Source organism: Sorangium sp. So ce426, from assembly GCF_051475585.1.
Lineage (GTDB): Bacteria > Myxococcota_A > Polyangia > Polyangiales > Polyangiaceae > Sorangium > Sorangium cellulosum_B.
Genome location: NZ_CP150341.1, coordinates 4210842 through 4234897 on the forward strand (window position 1 = coordinate 4210842; position 24056 = coordinate 4234897).

Sequence of the window (24056 nt, forward strand, 5' to 3'; positions counted from 1 at the left end):
ACCTAAGCGTTTCAATTCGTTCGAAGGTCGGGGCCGAGGGTCGATAATCAATGGATCTTGCGCAGCGTCTCAATCATCTCGAGTCGGTTCATGACTGGCAAGGGCTCGTCGAGGAGCTCGAGAAGGGGATTGCGGCCGAAGGGGACGCGACCCGGAAGGCGGCATATCACCTGAAGCTCGGGCGGCTGCTCGAGGAGAAGTTCCTTCAGGCCGTCAAGGCGCTGAAGCACTTCCAGGACGCCTACAAGCTGAATCCAGCGCTGCTCGAGGCGCTGGAGTCGGCTCGTTCCATCTACTGGGACCTCGGCAAGACCAACATGGTCCAGAAGCTCCTGGAGCTCGAGCTGAGGAACGCCCCCGAGGGCACCGCGGCCGCCGAGCTCCGCGTGGAGCTCGGCGACGTGCTCTGCGACGCGGGCGATTTCGAGCGCGCGACGGAGATGTACGCGAAGGGCCTCGCCGCGTCCGGCGGGACGAGCGAGGAGGCGCGGGCCTGCCTCTTCGACATGCAGGTCGATCAGTCGTCCTGGTCGTCGCGCATGGCGGAGCTGGTGGACGCGGCCGACGCGGCCGCGAGCGCCGACGAGCGCAAGCGGCTGCTGCTCCGCGCGGCGCGCCTCGCGAAGCGCTTCGATCGCGGTCAGCTCGAGGACCTGCTCCGGAGGGCGTACGAGACGGCGCCTTCCGACAAGCAGGCCGCGGCGATGTTCGAGGGGCTCCTCGTCGAGGCGGAGCGGCCGCAGGCGATCGTGGAGACGCAGCGGCGCATCCTCGACGCGCGCGCCGGCGCGGCGCGCGGAGAGGCGGCGTTCAAGTTCGGCGTCCGCTGGGCCACGCGGCACCAGAACGTCGAGATCGGATCGAAGCTCCTCGAGGAATCGCTCCGGTTCGATCCCTCGAACGAGGCTGCGTTCGCCTACCTGCGCGAGCTCTGGGGGACGAAAGAGGGCAACTGGGAGCGCGTCGCGTCGCTGGCGGAGAGCGCTGCCAACCAGAACGGCAGCTCCCCGTACATGATCGCGCAAGCGGGCGGCATCGCCTGGCGCCAGCTCGGCAACCTGATCCGGGCCAGGAGCTGGTTCGAGAGGCTCTCGGCGGTCGCCCCGACGCACCCGAGCGTGAGCGCGTTCGAAGCGCAGATCGGCGAGCGCCTCGCGGCCGCGCCAGTCGCGCCGTCCGCGCCTCCGCCGGCCGCTGCCGCGCCCGCGCCCGTCGTCGTCGCGCCCGCGCCCGTCGTCGTCGCGCCCGCGCCCGTCGTCGTCGCGCCGGCCGCGCCTGCGCCCGTGGCCGTCGCGCCTGCGGACGCCACGCCGCTTCCCACGAGCGCGCCTGCGCCCGTCAGCGCGCCGGCCCCGCTCAGCACGCCGGCCCCGGTGAGCGCGTCGGCCCCGGTGAGCGGCAGGGCGAGCGCGCCCGCGAGCGCTCCTGTGGGCGCCTCGTCGGTGGACGAGCGCGACGCGAGGTCCTCGGTGGCCGACATCGAGCCGCCGCCTCCCGCGCGGGCTCCTGCCGAGAGCAGGCCTGCGGATTCGGAGGTCGGTCGGCGGCCGACAGCGCCGCCGCCTCCGGCCGCGGAGGCCGCGGGCCGCGTCGAGGAGCTCAAGGCCAAGGCCCAGAAGCAGGAGCAGGCCAAGCGGTACAACGAGTACGTCAAGACGCTGATCGAGATCGCCGAGGCGGTCTCGGATCCTGCCGAGAAGATCGACAACTACGCGAAGGCGGCGGAGCTCTACTCGGGCAAGTTCTCGAACGCTGCCGAGGCGGTGAAGTGCTACGAGTCGATCCTCGCGATCGACGGCGAGCACGCGCAGGCGATCGACTTCCTCCGCCAGAGCTACGAGAAGCGGCGCGACTGGGAGAAGCTCATCGGGCTGCTCCGCCGCGAGGCCGCGGCGCTCCCGGAGGGCGGCGATCGCGCCGCGAAGTACCTCGAGATCGCGAAGCTCGCGTCGGAGCGGGTGAAGAAGGTCGACTTCTGCATCGAGCTCTGGGACGAGGTCCTCGCGAACGACCCGGAGAACCCCGAGGCGCTGAACGCGCTGGCCGGGCTCTACGAGAAGAACAAGGACTACCAGGCGTTCGCGAGGGTGCTGCAGAAGCAGGTCGACACGACCTTCGACAGCACCCAGAAGCTCGCGCTCCTCAGCAAGCTCGCGCAGCTCTACGGCGAGCGCCTCAAGGACGACGAGGCGGCCGTCAAGGCCTGGCAAGAGGTGATCGCGCTGAACCCCCAGGACCGCAAGGCCCAGGAGGCGCTCAAGAAGGCGTACCTCCAGCTGCAGCGCTGGGACGACCTCGAGGTGTTCTACGCCGAGAGCGGCAAGTGGGACGAGTTCATCCGGGTCCTCGAGTCGCAGGAGGCCAAGGAGACCGACGACGCGGCCAAGATCAGCCTGCTGGTCAAGATCGCCGAGCTCTGGATGGTCCAGAAGCAGAAGGCGGATCGCGCCGCGCGCGCCTACGAGAAGGTGCTCTCGATCGACGGCTCGCACCTCGCCGCGGCCGAGGCGCTCATCCCGATCTACACGCAGGCGAACAACCCGAAGGGGCTCGCCGGCGCCATCGAGGTGAAGCTCTCGCACGACCAGGACGACGTCTCTCGGCTCGACCTCTACCGGCAGGTCGCGGCGCTCTACGAGACGCGCCTCAAGGAGCCGCAGCGGGCGTTCGAGCGTTACCTCTCGGCCTTCCAGATCGCCCCGCAGGACGAGCAGTGCATCGATGACGTCGAGCGCGCCGCGCGCTCGACGGAGGGGTGGGACGCCCTGATCCAGGCCTACTCGTCGGCGATCTCGCGCGCGGAGGGCGAGGGGGACATCGCGCTCGGGGTCGATCTCCGGCTCCGGCTCGGGCGGGTGTTGCTCGACGAGGTGAAGCGCATCGACGAGGCGCTCTCGCAGTTCCGCGCCGTGTACGAGGCGGACGGCGAGAACCAGGCCGCGATCGGCGCGCTGGAGCGGCTCTACCGCGAGACGGGCCGGTTCGGCGAGCTGCTCGGCATCTACGAGAAGAAGCTCGGCATCGTCACCGAGCCGGAGGAGCGCAAGCAGATCCTCTACGCGATCGCGGAGCTCTACGAAGGGGAGCTGCGCGACGCGGCGCAGGCGATCGGGACGTACCGCCAGGTGCTCGACGACGAGCCGACGGACCCGCAGGCGCTCGCGGCGCTCGACAAGCTCTACCGCGAGCAGCAGGACTGGGAGTCCTACGTCGACGTGCTCCGCAAGCGGATCGACTCTCCGCTCGACGAGCAGGCGCTCATCGACCTCAAGTTCCGGCTCGGGAGCACCCTCGAGAAGCACCTGAACGATGCGGCCGGAGCGCTCGAGAACTACAAGGAAATCCTGATCCTCGATCCGGGCAACGACGCGGCGCGCCTCGCGCTCGAGGCGCTGCTCTCGAACGAGTCCCTGCGGGCCGAGGCGGCGGCCATCCTGCAGGAGATCTACGAGGGGCGCGGCGACTGGGAGAAGCTGATCCAGGCGCTCGAGATCCTCGCCGCGGCCGAGGGCGACACGGCGACCCGCGTCGCGCTGCTCCGGAAGGTGGCGCGGACGGCGGCCGAGAGCCTGAGCGACCTGGGCCGCGCGTTCGACGCGCAGTCGCGGGCGCTCAAGGACGACCCGTCGCACGCCGAGACGCGGGCGGAGCTCGAGTCGCTCGCCGCGCAGGCGGGCGCCTGGGACAGGCTCGACGTCATCTTCAGCGAGATCGCCGACTCGCTGAGCGACGCGCGGCTGAGCCGCGAATACTGGATGCGCCTCGGGAGCATCCACGAGCGGCTCGGCAAGGTCGAGGAGGCGGCGAACGGCTACCTCCGCGTGCTCTCGATCGATCCCGCCGACTCGGAGGCGCTGGAGGCGATGGACGAGCTCTACCGGCGCACCGAGCGCTGGGGCGACCTCATCGGCGTCTACCGGCGCCGCATCGAGCTCGTGCACGAGCCGACCGAGCGCGAGGGCCTCTACGCGCAGATGGCCGAGGTCTACGAGCAGCGGCTCGGGCAGCCGGAGGAGGCGATCGCCGCGTACCGCGAGGTCCTCTCCATCGACAACACGAGCCTGGTGGCGCTGACGGCGCTCGACGGGCTCTTCAGCCGCCAGGGCATGTGGGAAGAGCTGGCGGACAACCTCGAGGCGCAGCTCGGCATCGCGGTCGAGGAGGAGGCGCAGATCCGGCTGATGCTCCGGCTCGCCGCGCTGCGGGAGTCGCGGATGCGGCTCGTCGACTCGGCGATCGACATCTACCGGCAGGTGCTCGAGCGCGAGCCGACCAACGTCGAGGCGCTCGGGGCGCTCGAGCGCCTCGGGAAGGTCGCCGAGCACGAGCTCGCGATCGCGGAGATCCTCGAGCCGCTGTACCGCCAGTCGGGCGACTTCCAGAAGCTCATCGGGGTGCACGAGGTGCAGGTGCGGCGCAGCGACGACGTGACCCGTCGCGTCGAGCTGCTCCACCAGATCGCCGTGCTCTACGAGGACGCGGGCGGCGACCTCAGCTCGGCCTTCGACACCTACGCGCGGGCGCTGAGCCAGGATCCGGCCTCGGAGTCGACCCAGGAGGGGCTCGACCGGCTCGCGCGCGCGACCGGTCGCTTCGCCGACCTGGCGCGCGTGTTCGAGACGCTGGCGGCGGAGCAGACCGACGCGGAGCTCGCGAGCTCGCTCTACACGATGAGCGCGCGGATCTACGAGGGAGACCTCGGCGACATGGACAGCGCTGTCGGGCACTACCGGCGCGTGCTCGAGATCGATCCGCGCAACCTGCACGCGGCCGAGTCGCTCGAGCGGCTGTTCAGGACCTCGGAGCGCTACAACGAGCTGTCGCAGATCCTCCAGCAGAAGGCGGACATCCTCGACGACCTGAGCGAGAAGAAGCTCGCCCTCTTCCAGGCCGCGAGCCTCGAGGAGGAGGTGCTCGAGCGGCACGATCAGGCCATCGCCGTCTACGGCAAGGTGCTCGAGCTCGACGCCGAGGATCTGCGGGCGATCGACGCGCTGACGAAGCTCTACCTCAGCCTCTCACGCTGGCAGGAGCTCCTCTCGGTCTACGCAAAGAAGGCCGATCTCGTCCTCGATTCGAACGAGAAGAAGCGCATCTACTACCAGATCGGCGCGGTGTACGAGCGCGAGCTCGGCAACGTCGCGAGCGCGATCGACACGTACCAGCGCGTGCTCGAGATCGATCCGGACGATCTCCAGGCGCTCGGGCGGCTCGACGTGCTCTACCAGACGTCGCAGAACTGGCTCGAGCTGCTCAGCGTGCTCCAGCACGAGGCGGAGATCACCGCGGACCCGGCGGAGGGCATCAGCTACCAGTACCGGATCGCGGAGCTCTACGAGAAGCACCTCGACGACGTGTCCCGCGCGATCGAGCTCTACCGCGATCTCCTGCAGCAGATGCCCGATCACGAGCCGACGCTGCGGGCGCTCGAGCAGATCAAGGATGGCAGCCGCGAGCCGCTCGGCGCCGCGCTGGTGCTCGAGCCGATCTACGACGCGTCCGGCGAGTGGCAGAAGCTGATCAGCGTGCTCGAGGTCCGGGTCAAGGTGGCCGAGGACCCGTACGAGAAGGTGGATCTGCTCCACCGCGTCGCGCGCCTCTCGGAGGAGATGCTGAGCGACCACGTCACCGCGTTCGAGACGTACGCGCGGGCGGTGACGTGCGACATCGGCAACGAGGAGTCGCTCTCGAACCTGGAGCGGCTCGCGATGATGGTGAACCGCTGGCCGCAGGTCGCCGCGCTGTACGACACGGAGCTCGGCCGGCTCGGCGAGGAGCCGGGGCGCTTCGTGGAGCTCGGGCTCCGGCTCGCGCAGATCTTCGAGACGCAGCTCGACGACATCGACAGCGCCGTCGCGCGCTACCGGCGCGTGCTCGAGGTCGAGCCGGAGAACCAGACCGCGATCGCGTCGCTCGATCGCCTGTTCACCGCGACCGAGCGGTGGGGCGATCTCGTCACCATCCTGTCGCGCGAGTCGGAGATCGCGCAGTCGCCGGACGAGATCCTCGAGTTCAAGTACCGGCTCGGCGTGGTCTATCAGACGCGGCTCAACGACCTGCCCGCGGCCATCGGGGCGTACCGCGAGGTGCTCACGGCGGCCCCCGAGCACTCGCCAACGCTCGAGGCCCTCGAGGGGCTCTTCGCGGCCGGGATCAAGCAGATCGAGATCGGCGCCATCCTGGAGCCGCTCTACCAGGCGGCGGCGGAGTGGGAGAAGCTCGGCGGGGTGCTCGAGGCGGAGCTCACCCACCTCACCGAGGCGCAGGAGCGGCAGGCGATGTACTACCGGCTGGGGGAGCTCCAGGAGGAGCGCCTCATCTCGCCGGACGGGGCCCTCGCCGTCTTCATGCGGGCGTTGAAGGAGTACCCGGGCGACGAGAAGACGCTCGAGGAGGTCGAGCGGCTCGCCGGCTCGGTCGACGGCGGCTGGGAGATGCTCGCGAACGCGTACGCCGACGTGCTGGGCATCCACAGCGACAAGGACGTCCAGACCGGCATCGGCAAGCGGCTCGCGCGGGTCTTCGAGACCGACCTCAGCGACGTCGCCAAGGCCGAGGAGACGTACCGGTACGTGCTCGGCATCGAGCCGCTCGAGGCCGAGGCGCTCTCGAACCTCGATCGGATCTACACGCAGCTCGAGCAGTACCCGGAGCTCGCGAGCGTGCTCGAGCAGCGGGTGCGCGCGACCGAGGATCGCCCGGAGCTCGTCGACCTGTATCTGCGGCTCGGTCAGACGTACGAGGAGCGGCTCGGTCAGCTCGACGACGCCATCCGCGCGTTCCGGCGCATCTTCGACGAGCTCGAGACGACGAACGATCAGGCGATCAGCGCCCTCGAGCGCATCTACACGGCCAAGGGGGCGTGGACGCAGCTCAAGGTCGTGCTGGAGCGGGAGCTCGAGAACGCGATGGGCGACAGCCAGGAGGCCGACATCCGCGCCAAGATGGCGCACCTGCTCGCCGATCGGCTGAACGACGTCCAGGGCGCGGTCGAGACCTGGAAGCGCGTCCTCGACCTCCGGGGCGAGGACCCGGAGGCGCTCGGGGCGCTGTCCAACCTCTATGAGCGCGTGGGGCAGTGGTCCGAGCTCTGCGACGTCCTCGAGCGGCACTACGACATCGCGATCGACGACGAGTCGCGCGTCGCGGTGCTGCTCCGCCGCGCCAAGCTGTTCCACGAGCAGCTCGGCCGCGACGACTCGTCGCTCGACGACTACCAGCGCGTCCTCGACATCGACTACGCGAACCTCGAGGCGCTCTACGCCATCGCGGCGATCTGGCGGCTGCGCAACGAGCCTGAGCAGATCGTGGGCTCGCTCCACCAGACGGTGGATCGGGCGCGGGACGTGCTGCCGGCCGAGAACGTGATCGCGCTGTACCGTGAGCTCGGGACGACCTACCAGCACGTCCTCGGGCAGGCGTACGACGCCATCGACGCCTGGAGGAAGCTGCTCGAGGTCGACCCGAAGGACTTCGAGGCGATGGCCGCCCTGGAGAACCTGCTCCGGGCCGAGGGGCGCTGGGTCGAGGTCATCGACGTGAAGATGGGCCGGGCGGCGGCCTACGAGTCGCCGGCGGACAAGGTGCGCGAGTACCTCGAGGTGGCGCAGATCTGGGAGCACCAGGTCGAGGAGAAGGACCGGGGCACGCTCGCGTACGAGAAGGTCCTGGAGCTCGAGCCGACGCACGACCAGGCTTTCGCGGCGCTCGAGCAGCTCCACGACGCGGCCCGGCGGAGCGAGCCGCTCATCGAGCTCTACCTCGCGCGGCTCGAGTCGCGCGAGGAGGTCTCCGACAAGACCGACATCCTCCGCAAGGTGGCCCGGGTCTTCGAGGAGCAGCTCGAGGACAAGCCGCAGGCCTTCGACGCGCTGCTCACGGCGTTCGAGATGGACTTCTCCGACATGGACACGGTCCGCTACCTCGAGCGCATGGCGCAGGCGACGAACCGCTGGCCGGAGCTCGTGCAGACGGTGAACGGGTGGCTGCAGCAGCAGACGGCCCCGCTCCAGAAGATCACGCTCTGCCTGCGCCTCGCCAAGTGGTACGCGGAGGACCTCGGCCACCCCGAGTACGCCCAGCCGTACTACCAGCAGATCCTCGCGCACGACCCGAACAACGTCGCCGTGCTGCGCCAGATGGCGAACTTCTTCAAGAAGACCGGCCAGTGGCAGCAGCAGGGGCAGATGCTGACGAGCGCCCTCAACGTCGCGGTGACCGACGTCGATCGGAAGGAGGTCCTGACCGAGCTCGGCGAGGTCCTCGAGCGGCACATGGGCGAGGTCGAGCAGGGGCTCAGCTTCTACCGGCGCGCCCTCGACGTGGATCCGCTGCACCTGCCGGCCCTCGAGGCGCTGGAGCGGATCTACACGGATCGCGATCAGTCGAACGATCTCGTCGACGTCCTGCTCCGCAAGGCGCGGGCCGTGAACGAGCCCGACGTCGTCGCGGCCGTGAAGCTGCGCACCGCCGGCCTCTACGAGTCCAAGCTCGGCCTGATCGAGAAGGCCGGCGCGGTCTACCGCGAGGTGCTGGACATCGACGCCTCGAACCTCCTCGCGATGCGGGGGCTCGAGCGCGTCTACACGGCGACGCACCAGTGGCCCGATCTCGTGCGCGTCCTCGAGATGCAGCTCGACGTGGTCACCACGGAGCGCGAGCGCATCGACGTGCTGATGAAGATCGCGACCCTCCAGGAGGAGCAGTTCCTGAAGCCCGATCTGTCGGCCGCGCGCCTCGAGCAGGTGGTCGAGATCGACCCGAGCCACGAGCCCGCGCTCGAGGCCCTGGAGCGCTGCTATCGCCGGCTCCGCCAGTGGCACGATCTCATCAACACCTACGATCGCCACATCAACGCGGCGGAGGACCGGCAGAAGAAGATCGAGCTCTGGTCCCACACGGCCAAGGTCTACGCGGAGGAGATCGAGGACCTCGACCGCGCGATCGACGCGTACCTGAACATCGTCGACATCCAGGACACGCACATCCCGGCCCTGGAGGCGCTGGCGAAGCTCTACGAGAAGCAGGACAACTCGGCGAAGGCCATCGAGTACATGACGCGCGTCGCCGACCTGACGGCCGACGGCAAGCAGCGCGTCGAGATGTACTTCCGCATCGGCCGGCAGCTCGACGAGAAGCTCGGCGAGCGGGTCCAGGCCCAGGAGCGCTTCGAGATGGCGCTCGATCTCGATCCGTCGCACGTGCCGACGCTGGGGGCGCTGCGGGTGATCGCGATCGACGCGGCCGACTGGGACCGGGCGGCGCGTTACCTCGATCAGGAGCAGATGAACACCGACGCGCCCCGCGCCAAGGCGCGGCTGCTCGTCGAGCTCGGCAAGCTCCGGGACGACATGCTCGGCGAGCACGCGCTCGCGGTGCAGGCGTACGAGATGGCGCTCCAGAGCGATCCCGACAACGAGGACGCCGCGATGCCGCTCCTCGGCGAGTACGTCTCCACGGAGCGGTGGGCCCAGGCCGAGCCGCTCGCGGAGATGCTCGTCAGGAAGAGCGGCAAGCGCGACAGGTCAGAGCAGCACCGGCTGCAGCGGACCTTCGGGCGGGTCCTCGATCGGCTCGGCAAGGACGACGCCTCGCTCAAGGCGTACACGGCCGCGCACAACCTCGATCTGACCGACCAGGAGACGATCCGGGGCCTGGCGGACGTCAGCTTCAAGCTCGGCGACTGGGCGAGCGCGCTGACGAACTACCAGAAGGTGCTCACCAGCCTCGACGAGGCCGAGACCGAGGAGCGCGCGACCGTCTACTACAAGCTCGGCTGCATCAAGCAGGCGCAGGGGCAGTCGAAGCAGGCGGTCAACAACTTCGAGAAGGCGCTCGGGGCCGAGCCCGCGCACCGGCCGACGCTCGAGGCGATGGTCGCCGTCTACGACGCGCTCAAGGACTGGAAGCAGGTCTGCCACTACAAGCGGCTGATCCTCGACAACATCATGGACGGCGCCGAGCGGTTCAAGATGTTGAACGACATCGGCGACATCTGGGTCGACAAGGAGAACAACATCCCGAAGGGCGTGGAGGCCCTGGAGGAGGCGCTCGACCTGGAGCCGCAGAACCACGTGCTGCTCCACAAGCTGCTCCAGCTCTACCAGCGCACGGGGCAGTGGGAGCGGATGGTGGACTGCCTCCAGCGCATCGCGGAGCTGGAGCCGCAGCCGGATCGGAAGAGCCGTTATCTCTACACGATGGCGCAGATCTACCGCGACAAGCTGGACGACCCGGCGCGCGCGGTGGAGCTGTTCAACGACACGCTGGACCTGAACCCGCACTCCCTCGAGGCCTTCGAGCGCATCAACAAGATCCTCACGGCGCAGAAGGAGTGGAAGCAGCTCGAGCGGGCGTACCGCAAGATGCTGCACCGGGTCGCCGGCAAGGGGAACACGGACCTCGAGTACAGCCTCTGGCACGCGCTCGGGCTCATCTACCGCGATCGGCTCGGCGACAGGACGGCCGCCCTCGAGACGTTCCGCATGGCCTCGCGGCTCAAGCCCGAGGACGCGACGGAGCACCTGATCCTCGCGGAGCTCTACGAGCAGTCGGAGCAGTTCGATCTGGCGACCGGCGAGTTCCAGGCGATGGTCAAGATCGATCCGATGAAGATCGACCCGTACAAGCGGCTCTACCGCCTGTACGTGGACAGCAAGCGCTACGACCAGGCCTGGTGCGTCGCGGCGGCGCTGTCGTTCCTCCGCAAGGCCGATCCCGACGAGCAGCAGTACTTCGAGGACTACCGCCCGCAGGGGCTCATCCAGGCGAAGAGCCGGCTCGACAACGAGCAGTGGATCAGGAACCTGTTCCACGAGGAGGAGAACCTCTACGTCGGAAAGATCTTCGAGATGATCGCGGGGGCCGCGCTCAGAGCGAAGATCGAGACGCTCAAGCAGCGCCGTGAGCTGCCGGTCCTCGATCAGCGCTTCCTGCAGGATCCGGCGACCTCGACGGTGACGTTCGCCCGGACCTTCGGGTGGGCGGCCAACGTCCTCGGCCTGCCGGCGCCGCGGCTCTACGTGCGGAGCGACGTGCCCGGCGCGCTCGTCGCGGTGGCGAACGAGCAGCCGGCGTCCGTCGCGGGTCAGACCGTGCTGACCGGGTTCTCGCCGCAGGAGCTCACGTTCATCGTCGGCAAGCACCTCGCGATGTACCGCGGCGAGCACTACATCAAGACGCTGTTCCCGACGGTCACCGAGCTGACGGTGCTCCTCTTCGCCGGGATCAAGCTGGTCGCGCCCGACACGTCGGTCCCGCCGGACATCGAGAAGCAGATCACGGCGACCGCGCAGACGCTCCGCGGGTTCATGCAGCCGATGCAGCTCGAGGGGCTCCGCATGGTGGTCAAGAAGTTCCTTGCGGAGGGCGCGAAGGCCAACATCAAGCGGTGGGTCCAGTGCGTCGACATCACCGCGGCGCGCACCGGCCTGCTCCTCTCGGGCGATCTCGAGATCGCGAAGAAGATCATCGCCGCCGAGCCGCAGCAGCCCGGGGATCTCCCGCCCCAGGACAGGCTCAAGGAGCTGATCGTCTTCTCGACAAGCGATCAGTATTTCGCGCTGCGTCAGGCGCTCGGGATCGCCATCGGCGAGGGGTGATCCCGCGCGGCAGCAGGGCCTAAGTAGCGGAATTCACCTCATTAACCGGAGCACCCGGGGCACTCGGGGGAGCGCGCGTGCGCTCCTCGCCCCGGGGCTCCGCTTTGCCGGAGGGATGCACATCTCCATGAGTCTGCTTGACGAGTCAGCAATCCTTACGAACGATCAGGTGCTGTGACCTCGTCATCGATGATCGTCCGGCTCCCCGTGCAGTCCGCGAGAGGCTTCGGGAGATACAGGCTGATCGCAAAGCTTGGGCAGGGAGGGATGGCCGAGGTCTTCCTCGCTGCGCATCGCGGCCCGCTCGGGTTCGAGAAGCTGGTCGTGATCAAGCGGCTCAAGCCGGGGATCGCGACCGAGCCCGAGGTCAACGCGATGTTCCTCGACGAGGCGAGGCTCGCCGCGCGGCTGAACCACCCGAACGTCGTGCAGACGTACGAGTGCGGCCAGATCGACGACCAGTACTACATCGTGATGGAGTACCTGGAAGGGCACTCCCTCGATCGGATCTGCAGGAAGATCGACCCGTCGCGTCACCGCGCGGTCTACCTGGCGATCCTCGCCGATGCGCTCGCCGGGCTCCACTACGCGCACGACCTCATGGACTTCAACGGCCAGCCGCTCCAGGTGGTCCACCGCGACATCAGCCCGCACAACATCTTCGTCACCTACGACGGGCAGGCGAAGGTCGTCGACTTCGGGATCGCGAAGTGGGCGACGCGCGACGCGGACACCAGCACCGGCGTCGTGAAGGGGAAGATCCGGTACATGGCGCCGGAGCAGGCCCTCGCGACGATGGTCGACCGCCGCGCGGACATCTTCTCGATGGGCCTCATCTTCTGGGAGCTCGTCGTGGGCGAGCGCTTCTGGGGGGATCTCTCCGACGTGCAGATCCTCCAGCGGCTCACGTTCGGCGAGATCCCGAAGCTGCGCGAGCGGTGGCCCGCGGCGCCTGACGCCCTCGAGCGGATCTGCTCGCGCGCGCTCGCGATGGCGCCCGAGGAGCGGTACGCGACGGCGGCCCAGATGCGTGACGACGTCGAGGCGTACCTGGCGACGATGGGCCGCCGCCCCTCCTCGGCCGAGATCGGCCGCCTCATCGGTGAGACCTTCGCGCACCGCCGCGCCGAGGTGAGGTCCGCGATCAGCGACCAGCTGGGGCGGCTCCACGCCAGCGCGGCCGAGGGCGGGGAGGAGTTCGAGATCCTGCCGGTGCTCGAGGAGCGCGGCGCCGTGCCGTGGTCTCAGCGCATGCCGCTCTCGCAGATGTCGCAGCAGTTCGCCGCGCCGGGGGGGGACCAGATGCTGGGCGACGACCCGTCGCGCGAGGACAGCATCTCGAACCGCCAGACGATCCCCACGATCATGGTCGCCAACACCAAGTCGACCCGGCGGAAGGCGCTCTGGAGCGCCGGGATCGCCGTGCTCTCGGTGCTGCTGATCGGCGGCGCGTGGGCGGTCCTCGCGCTCCGACCCACGACGACCACGGCGGAGGGCGATGTCCCTGCGGAGACCAGGGGGGGCGAGGCCGCGACCCCTTCTCCTCCGACCTACGCGCCCCCGGTCGCCAACCTCGTCGAGCTCCGGATCATCGCCACGCCGCTGGACGCGAAGATCTACCTCGACGACGTGGAGCTCCCCAGCAACCCGTTCTTCGCGAGGTTCAGCCGGGATGGCACCGGGCACCGCATCCGGGTCACGGCCGACGGGTACACCCCGGAGGCGCGCTTCGTGGTGTTCACGCGCGACGAGGTGCTGACCATCAACCTCCGCCAGGTGCCGACGACGTCGCCCAAGGCGGGCGGCGGCACCGCGCCTCGGAAGTGACCGGCAGGGCCGCGGGCTCGGCTTGACCGCCAAGAGGCCGCGCGCGGGGGCGCCGGAGCGCCGCGCGGGGCGTTACGGCCGGCCGCTCAGCATCACCTCGAGCTCCGGCGGCACGCAGCCGTAGGCCTCGGCGGCCGCGAGCAGCGCCGAGTTCTGCGGCAGGTTGAGCAGGAACGAGCTGGCGTAGGGCGTCCCCTCGAGGCCCTTCAGCCGGCGCAGGAGCGGGGGCATCGCGCGCTCCATCGCGGCCCGCGCGCCCTCCAGATCGCCCATGTCCACGCAGGCGTCGTGGAGCGCGAGGTAGATCGGCGCCTCGTTGAGCAGGCTCGGCGCGCCCGCCTCGACCAGGGCCGCCGCCTCCCGCGCGATCTCGCGGGCCTGCTCGGCGTTGCCGAAGCGGCGCTCCGCCTCGGCGCAGAACCCGAGCGCCACGGGCAGGACGTCGCGGTTGTCCGTGACGCGGTACGCGTCGGTGGCCTTCTTCAGCAGCGAGCGCGCCCGCGAAAGGCCCGACGACTCGAGGCGCAGGAGCTCGCAGCCCCGGTAGAACAGGATGCCGAGCGTCACGCGGTCGCGCACGACCCACATGCTCCCCGCGGCCTCGTCCGCGCTCGCGCGCGGCTCCGCGAGCACGGCGTCGAGCCGGGGCTCGGGGCCGAACGTCGCCGCCCAGCAGAGCAGGATCATCTGCCCGTGCCGCGCCGCCCCGGAGCTGCCGATCGCCTGCGCCCGGGCGATGCCCCCCTCGATCTCCTGGAGCGCCTCTTCCCGGGCGCCGATGGTCGTCAGCGCGAAGCCGACGTTCATCGTCAGCATCGCCTCGCGCTCCTGCAGCCCGGCGCGGCGCGCGGCCCGCGCCGCGTTCCGGCGCGCCCCCAGCGCGGCGGCCGGCTCGCCGCGGGTCTGGTGGGCGACCGCGCGCGTCTGCCAGGCGTCGACCGCCGCCCAGACGAGGTTCCGCCGCGCCGCGAGGTCGAGCAGGTGCGCGGCCTCCTGCTCGGCCATCGCCAGCTGCCCGGCGAACGCGTGGACCTGCGCCAGCGTCGCCGAGCACTGCGCCTCCTCCTCGACGAGATCGATCGACCGGGCGCGGTCGCGCAGCGCCGTCAGCCGACCCTCCAGGTCGATCCCCGAGCCGCACGCGTGGTCGTAGCGCGCGCGGGCCGTCAGCGTGCGCAGCTCGCTCGCCTCGTCGAAGACGTTCTCCCACATCGCCCGGATCGCCGAGTCGCGCTCGGGCGAGCGCGCGTCGAGCCGCGAGTACGCCTCCTCGAGGAGGACCGCGCGCGCGAACGCCGTCGGCTTGTCGGGGGAGAACACGAGCGCGCGATCGGCCATGGTGACCGCGTCGCGGAGCGAGTTCGTCGCCAGGGCGCGCCGCGCGGCGGCCTCCCAGCGGATCGCGGCCTCCTCGTGCTCGCCGCCGAGGTCGAAGTGCTGCGCCACCGTCGCGCTGTCCTCGCCGAGCCGATCGAGCCAGCGCGCCGCCGCGGCGTGCAGCCTCTGGCGGAGCTCGTCGCCGACGGAGGCGTACGCGACGTCGCGGACGAGCGCGTGCTTGAACAGGAACTCGCGCGCGGCCGGGAAGCGCGACGCGGGCTGCGCGACGAGGAGCTCCGCGGCGATGAGCTTCTTCAGCGCCGTCGCGGGCTCGGCCACCCCGACCTCGGCGAGGCCCACGTCCCAGACCGACAGGCCGAAGACGCTCATGCGCACCACCGCCTCCCGGGTGGGCTCGTCGAGCGCGTCGAGGCTCACCTGGATGGCCGCCTCGATGGTGGGCGCCGTGGCGGCGTCCTTGCCCGAGGCGATGACCCGCGCGAGCTCCTCGGCGAAGAGCGGCGAGCCGGCCGCCTGCTGCGCGACGCGGTCGAGCGTGGCCTCCTCGAACGGCCGCGTGGAAGCGGCCGCGCTGAAGACCGCCCGCGCGATCTCGCGCGTGGCCCGGCGCGCGATGGGGCGCAGCTCCACGCGCACGTGGTCGCGGCCGGCGAAGCGCTGGCCCTGGTCGCGCCAGAACGCCGGGCGCACCATGAGCAGGATGAACAGCGCCCTCCCTGTCGACCGCCCGAGGAGGTGGTCGAGCCACGCGACGCTCTCCGGGTCGGCCCACTGCGCGTCCTCGACGAGCAGCGCGCACGGCTCGCTCGACGCCGCGTCGACGGCGATGTCGGTCATCGAGAGGTAGAGCGCGTCGCGCGCGCCGCGCAGGTCGACGCCGTCGGGGAACGGCTGGTTCGCCAGCAGGCGCGCGAGGAGCCCGCCGTCGCCGTGGAGCGGCCGCCGCGCGCGCACCGCGTCCTCGGCCTGCTCCAGCGACGCGCCCTTCGGAAGGCCCATGAGGACCCGCAGCGCGTCCGTGGCGACGCCGAGCGCCTGCGCGCGGCCGAACGACTCGCAGCGCAGCTGGATGAGCCGCGGCGGATCCGGTCGATCCACGATGCGGGCGACGAACTCGCGCGCGAGCCGGCTCTTGCCGATCCCCGGCGGCCCCGAGATGCTCATCACGACCGGCGTCCCGTCCTCCACGCAGCGCTCGAACGCCGCGACGGTCGTGATGAGCTCGGCGTCCCGCCCCACGAACGGCGTCTGCGCGTCGGGCCGCTTCGGCGCGCGCGCGAGCACCCGCACGGCGCCGCTCTCCAGGGGCTCGCCCATGAAGCGCCCGCGGGACAGCTCCACCGTGGTGGCGTCGGCGAGGACCCTGCCGAGGCCCGCCTCGCGCGCGAGCGCGACAGCGCGGTCGACGACCTCGCCGGCCGCGCGCGTCCTGTCGACGCGCATGCGGCCGGAGGCGACGCCGACGCGGCCGCCGCGGCCGCCGAGCGCGAGCCCGAGCTCCAGGGCGCGGGACGCCTCGTCGCCGTGGGCCTGCCGCACGCCGAGGTGGGCGGCGATCGAGTCCGTGCCGAGCGGCAGCGCGTCGGCCCCGCGGCGGCGCAGCGCCTCGAGCTCCCGCTGGCGCTCCTCGCCGGTGGCCACGTGCAGCGCCACGATCGTGGTCACGAGGCGCGTCCCCATCGCGCCCGGCGGGTTGTCGCTCACGCGCAGCGGCGACGGGGTGGGCAGGTACGGCTCGTCGGCGAGCGCCGCGAGCCTGTCCGCCACCTCGCGCGCCGAGCTCGGCCGGAGCTCCCTGTCGGCGAGCAGGAGCGCGTGGATCAGGTCGTCGAGCGCCGGCGGCACGTCGAGCAGGAACTCCGAGAGGCGCGGCGCGGGCGTCGTCGCCAGGCGGACGAGGGTCGCGATCGAGGTCGGCCCCATGTGCGGGGGCCGGCCGGCGACCAGCTCGAACAGCGTCGCGCCGAGCGAGTAGAGGTCGCTGCGCGCGTCCACCGTCGCGTCGCCGCGCGCCTGCTCCGGCGAGATGTACGCCGGCGTGCCGACGAGGCCGCCCGCGTCCGTCGTGAGCACGAGCTCCTTCGACGCCGCGACGCCGAAGTCCACGAGCTTGGTGCGGAGCGGGGCGTCCGGCGAGCCGCGCAGGAGGAGGATGTTGGACGGCTTGATGTCGCGGTGGACGACGCCCGCGGCGTGCGCGGCCGCGAGCGCGCTCGCGACCTGCCGCCCGACCTCGATCCCCTCGCGCAGCGAGAGCGGGGAGCGCTTCTGGCGCGCCGCCAGGTCCTCGCCGTCGAGCCACTCCATCGCGATGAAGGTCGCGCCCTCCTCGATCCGCCGCCCCTCCGCGTCGACAGCGCTCGTTTCGAGCGTCCCGAACGCAACGACCCTCACGATCCCCGGGTGATCGAGCTCGGAGAGGACCTGCCCCTCGCGGGAGAGCCGGGCCTGGCCCTCGGCGTCGACGCCGACCGCCGTGATGATCTTCAGCGCGACGTACCGCTCCGTCTGCACGTCGAAGGCGCGGTGCACGGTGCCGATCCCGCCGCGGCCGACCTCGTGCTCGATGTGGAAGCGGCCCGCGACGAGCGGCCGTGCGGACTCGATGCGCGCGGAGCTCATGCGCTGGCCGACGTGGTCCGTGGGATGGGCGCCGGGCGGCTCCGGCGCAGCGGAGAGGCGATCTCATGGCGCCGGGCCGCGTGGGCCTGCGGTGTTCCGACAGGGCGCATTCGCGAAAGAGACTACGCCGTCGCTCATGGCAGTTCCAGTGTCGCGGTCACGGGAACCCGGCAGCGCCGCGGACGCGGCGATCGGGCCGGAGGCGCCGTGGAGTGCGCGGCGCGCAGCGCGCGCGGCGGGCCTCTCTTGACGGATCCGGCGGCTCCTCCTACGGTCGTCGGCTCCGCTGCTCCTTCAGCGTAACATTCAGCGTAACATTACGTTACGTTCACCGTTACGTGACGTTCGAGCGGCGGGAGCCATTTCGATGCTCGATCGCGTCGCCGTTCACCAGACCCGGCTGCGCACGCCCGGCCTCGGGCTCGACGCCAAGGGGGTCGCGCTCGGCGCCAAGGGGCTCGTCCTCCTGCCGTCGATCGATCGGCTCGTCGCCTTCCTGGCGCTCTACACGCGGCAGGGCTCGCTCGCGGACATCCTCCGCTCGCTCGTCGTCGAGATCGTGCGCTCGAAGCTGGGGGCGCGGGAGGTCACCCTCCTGTTCGCGGCCGAGAGCAGCGATCGGCTCGACCGTGTCGCCGAGATCGCGCGGCTCGCGGGCGGCTACAGCTTCACCGGCACGAGCCGGCACTTCGTCCAGTACCGCGACGCGGCCGCGCCGTTCGGGTACGACGTCCCGCAGATCCTGCCCAGCGACGCGGCGCTCTCGCTCTATCACAACGCCTTCTCGCAGACGTACGAGGTCGAGCGGCGCGTCGACGTGCGCACGCTGCTGCTCCGGCTCGAGCCGCACCTCGATCCGTCCGCCGGGCAGGACCCGGGCCCGCGCTGGCTGCTCGCGGAGTCGGGGCTCGGCCCGGCGCTGATCCGCTACTTCTCCCGGAGCAGCGTCGAGGCCGAGGTCGGCCTGTGCGAGTGGCCGCCGGAGTCGAGCTTCGATGACGCCCCGGTGCTCCGGTACCTCTTCCGCGTGCCGGCCATCCCTGCCCGGATGGTCCCGCTGCTCACGAGCACGCCGGGGCTCGGGTATTTCGTCCCGGTCGCGCCGGGCGCGGCGGTGGAGGTGGGGTTCCGGCACCCGGTCAACCTCCGCGCCTGCCCGGTGTTCGGCGAGGCGGGCCTCGTGCTCTTCCGGGGCGGGGGCCGCGAGGCGCTGGAGATCGCGAAGCTCCCGGCGATGGGCGACGTCGCGGCGTTCGCCCGGGTGGAGCTCGGCCGCGAGCCCGTCGCGGCGAAGGTGGCGGCGGAGGGCGACGCGCAGCGCCCCGCGTCGGTCGTGCTCTCGCTCCGCCTTGTCCCGAGCTCCGAGCCGTGGCGGTCGGTCACGGCGTCGTGGATCCGGCCGCAGGAGATGCCGCTCCTGCGGCACGTCGCCTACGCGCTCGGCCCCGAGACCCTGCGCCGCGCCCGCATCGCCTTCACCGCGGCAGGCGCGTTCCTCCGGCACCCCACGGGTATCGAGGGGATCCCGGTCGGCGAGTTCTTCCGGGAGGTCCATCCGGGCCTCTACATCCCTGCCGGGTACGACGCGGTCCCTGCGGTCGCGCCCGGCGTGCTGTTCCGCGCGCTGGGCGCCCCCGCCGGGCAGGCGCTGTTCATCGGGCGCGACGGGGGGGCGATCGGCGTGCCGGAGGAGGCGTTCGTCCCCCTCGAGACGGCGCTGCTCGAGGCCCAGCAATGGTCGGCGGTGGCCGTGTCGTCCGCGGGCCTCACGGCGGCGCTGGCCACCGAGCTGCCCGAGGTCGTGCTCGGCGGCGTCGGCATCCGGCCGCTGCGCGACCTCGCGCCGTCCGAGGCGCTGGCCGAGCCGAGGGCGCTGCCGCCGGGCCCTGGCCGGACGCCCCAATGACCCAGCCTGAAGCGATCGCCGAGCGGCTCTCCGAGCTCCAGGCGAACGTGCTCGCCCCGCTCGTCCTCGGCGGTCCGCTGCGCCTGGTGCGCCCCTTCGGCGTCCGGCTCGCGCTCCTCCTCGGCGACGGCGCGCCGGCGATCGATCGCGACCTCGGCTCGCGCATCGATCTGGTCCGCGTCCGCGTCGCCCGCCTCATCGCCCCGATCGACGTGCTCCCGGAGCTCGGCGCGGCCGAGTGGGCGCTCCTGGCCGCGCTGAACGACCTGCTCCAGCTCACGAACCACGAGCTCGCCGGCGTGCTCACGCGCAGCCGCTATCCCCGCCTGCTCGCGAGCGTGCGCGACCTCTGCGAGCTCGTGCCCGCGCCGGCGGACGTCGGGTCCGCGCTCTCGCGGCACGCGACGTTCGCGCGGGTGCTCGACTGCTTCCGCACGGACGCGCTCGTCGCCTGGTGGACGGGCCGCGCGAGCTTCCGCGGCCAGCGCCCGCCCCCGCGGCTGCTCCGGTGGCGGCAGCTGCGCGGCGTCCAGGTCGAGACCCGGCGCGTCGGCCTCGCGGACATGGGCCACGGCGTCCCGGGGCTCGCCCCGCCGGACTTCGCCGAGGCGCTCTCCCTCTGGATGACGCGCACGCCGCTCACGGATCTCGCGACCGCCGCGCGGAAGGATCCGCCGTTCGCGTGGTCGGCCTCGACGCTCGCTGTCGTCGCCACGCCTCCTGGCCGGAGCCTCGCGTACCGCGTCCTCGTGCGCCAGCCCCACGACCTCGCCGTCGCGGCGCTCGCCCGCGCCGCCCGGGAGGTCCCGCCGCGGTTCGGCCAGGCCCGGGCGCTCGCCGAGTCGTTCGCCAGCGAGGTCGCCGCCGGCATCAAGCTGCTCGACGAGCGCTCTGCGGCCGGCTGACCCGCGCCTCGCCACGCGCCCGTCCTGTCGTCGCGGCGCGCCGCGCCGCGCGCGGCTTTGCTCGGTTCAAACGGGGCGTGGTACGCTCCGTCCTCCTTGGAGAGGCGCGCCGTCCTCGCGCCCGCGCCTTCGACATCACCTCACGGGCATGGCCCTGGGAGCGACGAACCGTTTGAACCGGCAAGACGCTGAGACTTCCGACAAGTTGCTTGCTTCCCCCTTCCGCGCGCGGCGCCGCGGCTCCTGCCTCGAGGCGTTGCCGCGCGCCCGGCGCTCCCGCGCGCGCCTCGCCGGCGTCGCGTTTGCGCTCGCGCTCGCGGTGAGCCCGGGCGTCGCGTTCGCGCAGGCGGAGGCGCTGCTCGACGAGGGCAAGAGCCTGATGAAGAAGGGCAAGGTCGCGGAGGCCTGCCCGAAGATCGAGGAGAGTTACCGGCTGAGCCCGAGGTCGGCGACGCTCCTCGCGCTGGCGATGTGCCACGAGAAGCAGGGCAAGATCGCGACGGCGTGGTCCGAGTACATCGATCTCGGCGCGGCGGCCCGCAAGGAGGGCAACAAGCGCCTGGAGGCCGACGCGAAGGCGAGGGGAGCGAAGCTGGAGCTGTCGCTCCCGCGGCTGACGCTGAGCGTGCCGCGGGCGGCCGCGGTCGAGGGGCTCGAGGTGACGCTGGATGGGGCGCCGGTCGACGGCGCGCTCTGGGGCCAGGCGAGGCCGATCGATCCTGGCCAGCACAAGGTGAGCGCGAGCGCCCCTGGCAGAAAGCCCTGGGAGAAGTCGGTCACGATCAAGCGGGGCGAGCGGAAGACGGTGGCGGTGCCGGCGCTCGCCAAGGACGCCTCGGCCGCTGCGCAGCCTGCGCCCGCGGCGGAAGCGCCCGCGCCGGCGGCGGCGGCGCCGGAGAAGGGGAGCGCGGGGTCCGCCGGGGACGGCGCCGCGGAGCCGGGGAAGGGCGCCGCGGGGCCGGGGAAGGGCGCCGCGGGGCCGGGGAAGGGCGCCGCGGGGGCCGGGAGGGGTGCCGCGGCGCCTGAGAAGGGCGCTGCTGGGCCAGGGAAGGGCGCTGCGGGGCCGGGGAAGGCTGCTGCGGGGCCGGAGACCGATGCGCCGCCTGCGGCACCTCCTGCAGCCGAGGAGCCGGAGCCGAGCGCTGGATCCTCGCCGAGGCACACAGGCAGCTTCGTGATCCAGGCCGGGGTGGCCGGCGGCGCGTTGATCGGCCTGATGGACGCCGGCAGCTTCGGCGATCTGAGCGCGTACTCGTACAGCTACAACATCCCGGAGGGGGAGCTCATCGCGCCCTGCGACGATGAGGTCTGCCATGCGAGCTTCGATCCGGCGATCGGGCCGTTTGCCGGCGGGGAGGCGTTCATCGGGGTTGCGCTCTCCGAGGATCTGCACCTTGGCGCGCGTGTGCTGGGCGGCTACCGGTTCGGCGGCGGCTATCTCGCTGTCGGCGGCCCCTCCGTCTCGATGCGCCTCGGGCGTCTCTGGCTCGGCCTTTCGGGGCTCGTGGGCCCGGTGGGGCAGCAGGCGAAGGTCACCGGGATCAAGGGGGAGATCCCCTCCGAGGTGGTCCACCTCAACTACGGTCGGAGCGAGGTCGCCGTGAATGCGCGCGAGGGCAGCCTGCCCGAGAGCGCGCTCGTGGAGACGCTCGCGTTCGGCGGGAGCGTCGACGTGTCCCTGGTGCTCGCGGACCTTCCGAGCGCGGGCTGGACGTCGGGCGCGCTCCTGCTGAGCGTCTCGCCGACGGTCATGAAGGGCCTCGACGGCTGGGTGTTCGCGGCGCCGGCGAGCCTCGGTTACCGCTTCTACTGAGCGGATCCGCGACCCATCCTGATCTCGCCGGGCGCCCGGGTGAGGGCACCGTGCGGGGCCGGCGTGAGGCGCGTGCGCTTTCACCTCTGAAGAGCCCGGCATGGAATCACCGGAGCGCCCGCGCCCAGCCCAGGGTGGCGATGTCGAGCGCGATCACCTCACGGCGGTCGTGACTCACAAATTCGACGGCGGGCCAACTGGCGAACCGTTCCCGGATTTGAGAAGGGACGAGGTGTCCTCCGAGGAGGAGCCGTGCGAGGTGAGAGAGGGCCGGGCGCAGTGCGAGGAGTTCCTCGAGCGGAAGCTTCCTGGCGTCATCCGTCGACCAGATCTCGAGCGACTGAAGTCGTTGGACGAGGGGGTGTGCTGCGAGCACACGGAGCCCTTCGGGGCGCGTGGGGCGATACCAGAGCCCGAGGTGTTGGAGCGCCGGGAGCTTCCCGGGGCCGAGCGGCGCGAGGGCTCCTCGCACGTCGTCGTCTCCGCGAAATACCGTCAGGTAGCGCAGCGTCGGCGCGGGCTGAGAGAGCAACGTCGCGAGGGTCCGCTCCGGCGCGCCCAGCCCCAGGAGGCCGGGCAGCGCGGCGCCGATGGCTGGACCGGACCCGCGAGCGACGAGCGACGCGACCAGCGACGCGCGACCGTGCGCGTTGAGCAGATCGAGGAAGGGGCCGAGCGCGCCGAAGGTCATGAGGCGAAGAGACCGGAGTGAGCGCCCGGCAGGGCTTGCCAGAAGTTGACGCAAGCGGTGCAGGCCGACAACGCCGAGCGAGACGTCGGGGGCATCCGGTGAGAAGCCGAGTGCGTCGCGGCTGATGAGCTCGAGCTCCGGTCGGAGCTCCTCATCGATGGTGGCGGCGTCCTCGTCATGGACCCAGCCGATGAGGCCACCTTGGCCGTCGTCGACGCACGCACATGGCTCGCCGAACTCAGGGATCGGGCCGAAGGTCATCTCCTTTGTCGAGTCGAGGAGCTCGTGCACCAAGGCGCGTGCGTCGTCTCCATCGTGACGCAACTGCTCGACCTGGAATGCGATCAGCGTTCCTATCGGATCGCCGCGTCGCTCGAGCTGTGCGCCGATCTGGTGAGCTGCGGCGAGCATATCTTCGTCGGGGGGCGCGCTCGTGGCGGCTTGACCGCCAGCGGCGAACCCCTCGGCGCGGAGCTTGGCGAGGCGGTGCTCGAATACGATTTCTGCGATGTGCGCCCTGGTGAAGCTCCGATCGAACGACACCCGGCTACCCCGCCCGACCGGGCGCTCTGTGACGCGGACGCCGTCGATGCGCAGCTCGGTGTGTTCGTCGCGGCGGTCGAGCCGCAGCGCGAGGCTCGCCGGCAGCTTGATGGTGTCGAAGCCACGGAGGAACGCCTTGCGGGAGGTCATCGTCGCCTCGAAAACTGGCCGTTGTCTACGTTCCAGGTTCCCAGATTCATGGCACCGTGCGCGTTTGGCCGGCTGAGGTGGCTGGTCGGATGGGATGCATAGCCCTGGCTCGCGTTTGTGCCTCCACCGATCACGCGTCCGCTCGGCGGTGGTCGTCCAGCCATCGTCCAGAGTCGCGGAATGAGCTGAGAGCAGTTCGGGCACGCCGGCACAGCGTCGTTCGATCCCGTTTCCGAGCGGATGGTGTCGACCTCGCCGAGCGCGCTCTTGAGATTCCTTTGCCAGTTGCGATCTCCAGGGGCGCATGAGCGGCCGGTCCGGCGTTCCCAGTCCCTGATGTGGTCGGAGAGGGCTTGCGGTTCGGCGCAGCAACGAGCTCGTACTTCCTTCCGGGGTTCGCGTGCCATGAGCCGCCCGCCGCCGCTCCAGTCGTACGTCCACGCCGGCGGGCGTCCCCCCACGCGGCGGAGCACGCCGGCGGGCGTCCCCCCACGCGGCGGAGCATGCCGGCGGGCGTCCCCCCACGCGGCGGAGCACGCCGGCGGGCGTCCCCCCACGCGGCGGAGCACGCCGGCGGGCGTCCCCCCACGCGGCGGAGCACGCCGGCGGGCGTCCCCCCACGCGGCGTCGGCCAGGCCTCCGCCGCTCCTTGGTGCCC

The 24056-nt window shown here is 71.4% G+C and carries 7 protein-coding genes and 1 pseudogene; 5 read left to right on the forward strand and 3 right to left on the reverse strand.

All coding sequences use genetic code 11. From position 1 onward, the window contains the following. The first annotated feature begins 50 nt into the window (after nt 1-50). Both WMF44_RS15815 and WMF44_RS15820 read left to right on the forward strand, forming a co-directional pair. Nucleotides 51-11600: a tetratricopeptide repeat protein gene (locus WMF44_RS15815; protein WP_437299945.1), complete on the forward strand. Its 11550-nt coding sequence runs from the start codon at nt 51-53 to the stop codon at nt 11598-11600. Nucleotides 11601-11867: 267 nt separating this feature from the next. Further along, nucleotides 11868-13427, forward strand: coding sequence for a protein kinase domain-containing protein (locus WMF44_RS15820; protein WP_437299946.1), 1560 nt, complete (start codon nt 11868-11870; stop codon nt 13425-13427). 72 nt (nt 13428-13499) lie between these two features. Here WMF44_RS15820 and WMF44_RS15825 read toward each other — a convergent pair whose 3' ends face one another. After that, the gene (locus tag WMF44_RS15825; protein ID WP_437299947.1) at nt 13500-17390 is read right to left on the reverse strand and encodes a serine/threonine-protein kinase; all 3891 of its coding nucleotides are present in this window, start codon (nt 17388-17390) and stop codon (nt 13500-13502) included. Between the two features lie 367 nt (nt 17391-17757). Between WMF44_RS15825 and WMF44_RS15830 the strand changes: the two genes are divergently transcribed. The 3 genes from WMF44_RS15830 to WMF44_RS15840 all read left to right on the forward strand — a co-directional run bounded on the left by WMF44_RS15830 (nt 17758) and on the right by WMF44_RS15840 (nt 22014). After that, a complete protein-coding gene (locus WMF44_RS15830; protein WP_437299948.1) occupies nt 17758-19296 on the forward strand; it encodes a hypothetical protein in 1539 nt (512 codons plus the stop codon). Next, a complete protein-coding gene (locus WMF44_RS15835) occupies nt 19293-20201 on the forward strand; it encodes a hypothetical protein (protein ID WP_437299949.1) in 909 nt (302 codons plus the stop codon). The genes WMF44_RS15830 and WMF44_RS15835 overlap by 4 nt, the downstream gene beginning before the upstream one ends. 205 nt (nt 20202-20406) lie before the next feature. After that, nucleotides 20407-22014 (forward strand): hypothetical protein, encoded by a 1608-nt coding sequence (locus WMF44_RS15840; protein ID WP_437299950.1) that lies wholly within the window; start codon nt 20407-20409, stop codon nt 22012-22014. A gap of 106 nt (nt 22015-22120) precedes the next feature. Here the strand turns inward: WMF44_RS15840 and WMF44_RS15845 are convergent, their stop codons facing one another. Continuing rightward, nucleotides 22121-23602, reverse strand: coding sequence for a hypothetical protein (locus WMF44_RS15845; RefSeq protein WP_437299951.1), 1482 nt, complete (start codon nt 23600-23602; stop codon nt 22121-22123). A 26-nt stretch (nt 23603-23628) separates the two neighbouring features. After that, nucleotides 23629-23805, reverse strand: a pseudogene (locus WMF44_RS15850) (hypothetical protein); the annotation flags it as partial. Nucleotides 23806-24056: the final 251 nt, after the last annotated feature.

What these genes read in the sequence shown, in the direction of transcription:
- WMF44_RS15815 (WP_437299945.1), top strand. Translation starts at nt 51, where the DNA reads ATGGATCTTGCGCAGCGTCTCAATCATCTCGAGTCGGTTCATGACTGG.
- WMF44_RS15820 (WP_437299946.1), top strand. Translation starts at nt 11,868, where the DNA reads ATGGCCGAGGTCTTCCTCGCTGCGCATCGCGGCCCGCTCGGGTTCGAG.
- WMF44_RS15825 (WP_437299947.1), bottom strand. Translation starts at nt 17,390, where the DNA reads ATGAGCTCCGCGCGCATCGAGTCCGCACGGCCGCTCGTCGCGGGCCGC.
- WMF44_RS15830 (WP_437299948.1), top strand. Translation starts at nt 17,758, where the DNA reads ATGCTCGATCGCGTCGCCGTTCACCAGACCCGGCTGCGCACGCCCGGC.
- WMF44_RS15835 (WP_437299949.1), top strand. Translation starts at nt 19,293, where the DNA reads ATGACCCAGCCTGAAGCGATCGCCGAGCGGCTCTCCGAGCTCCAGGCG.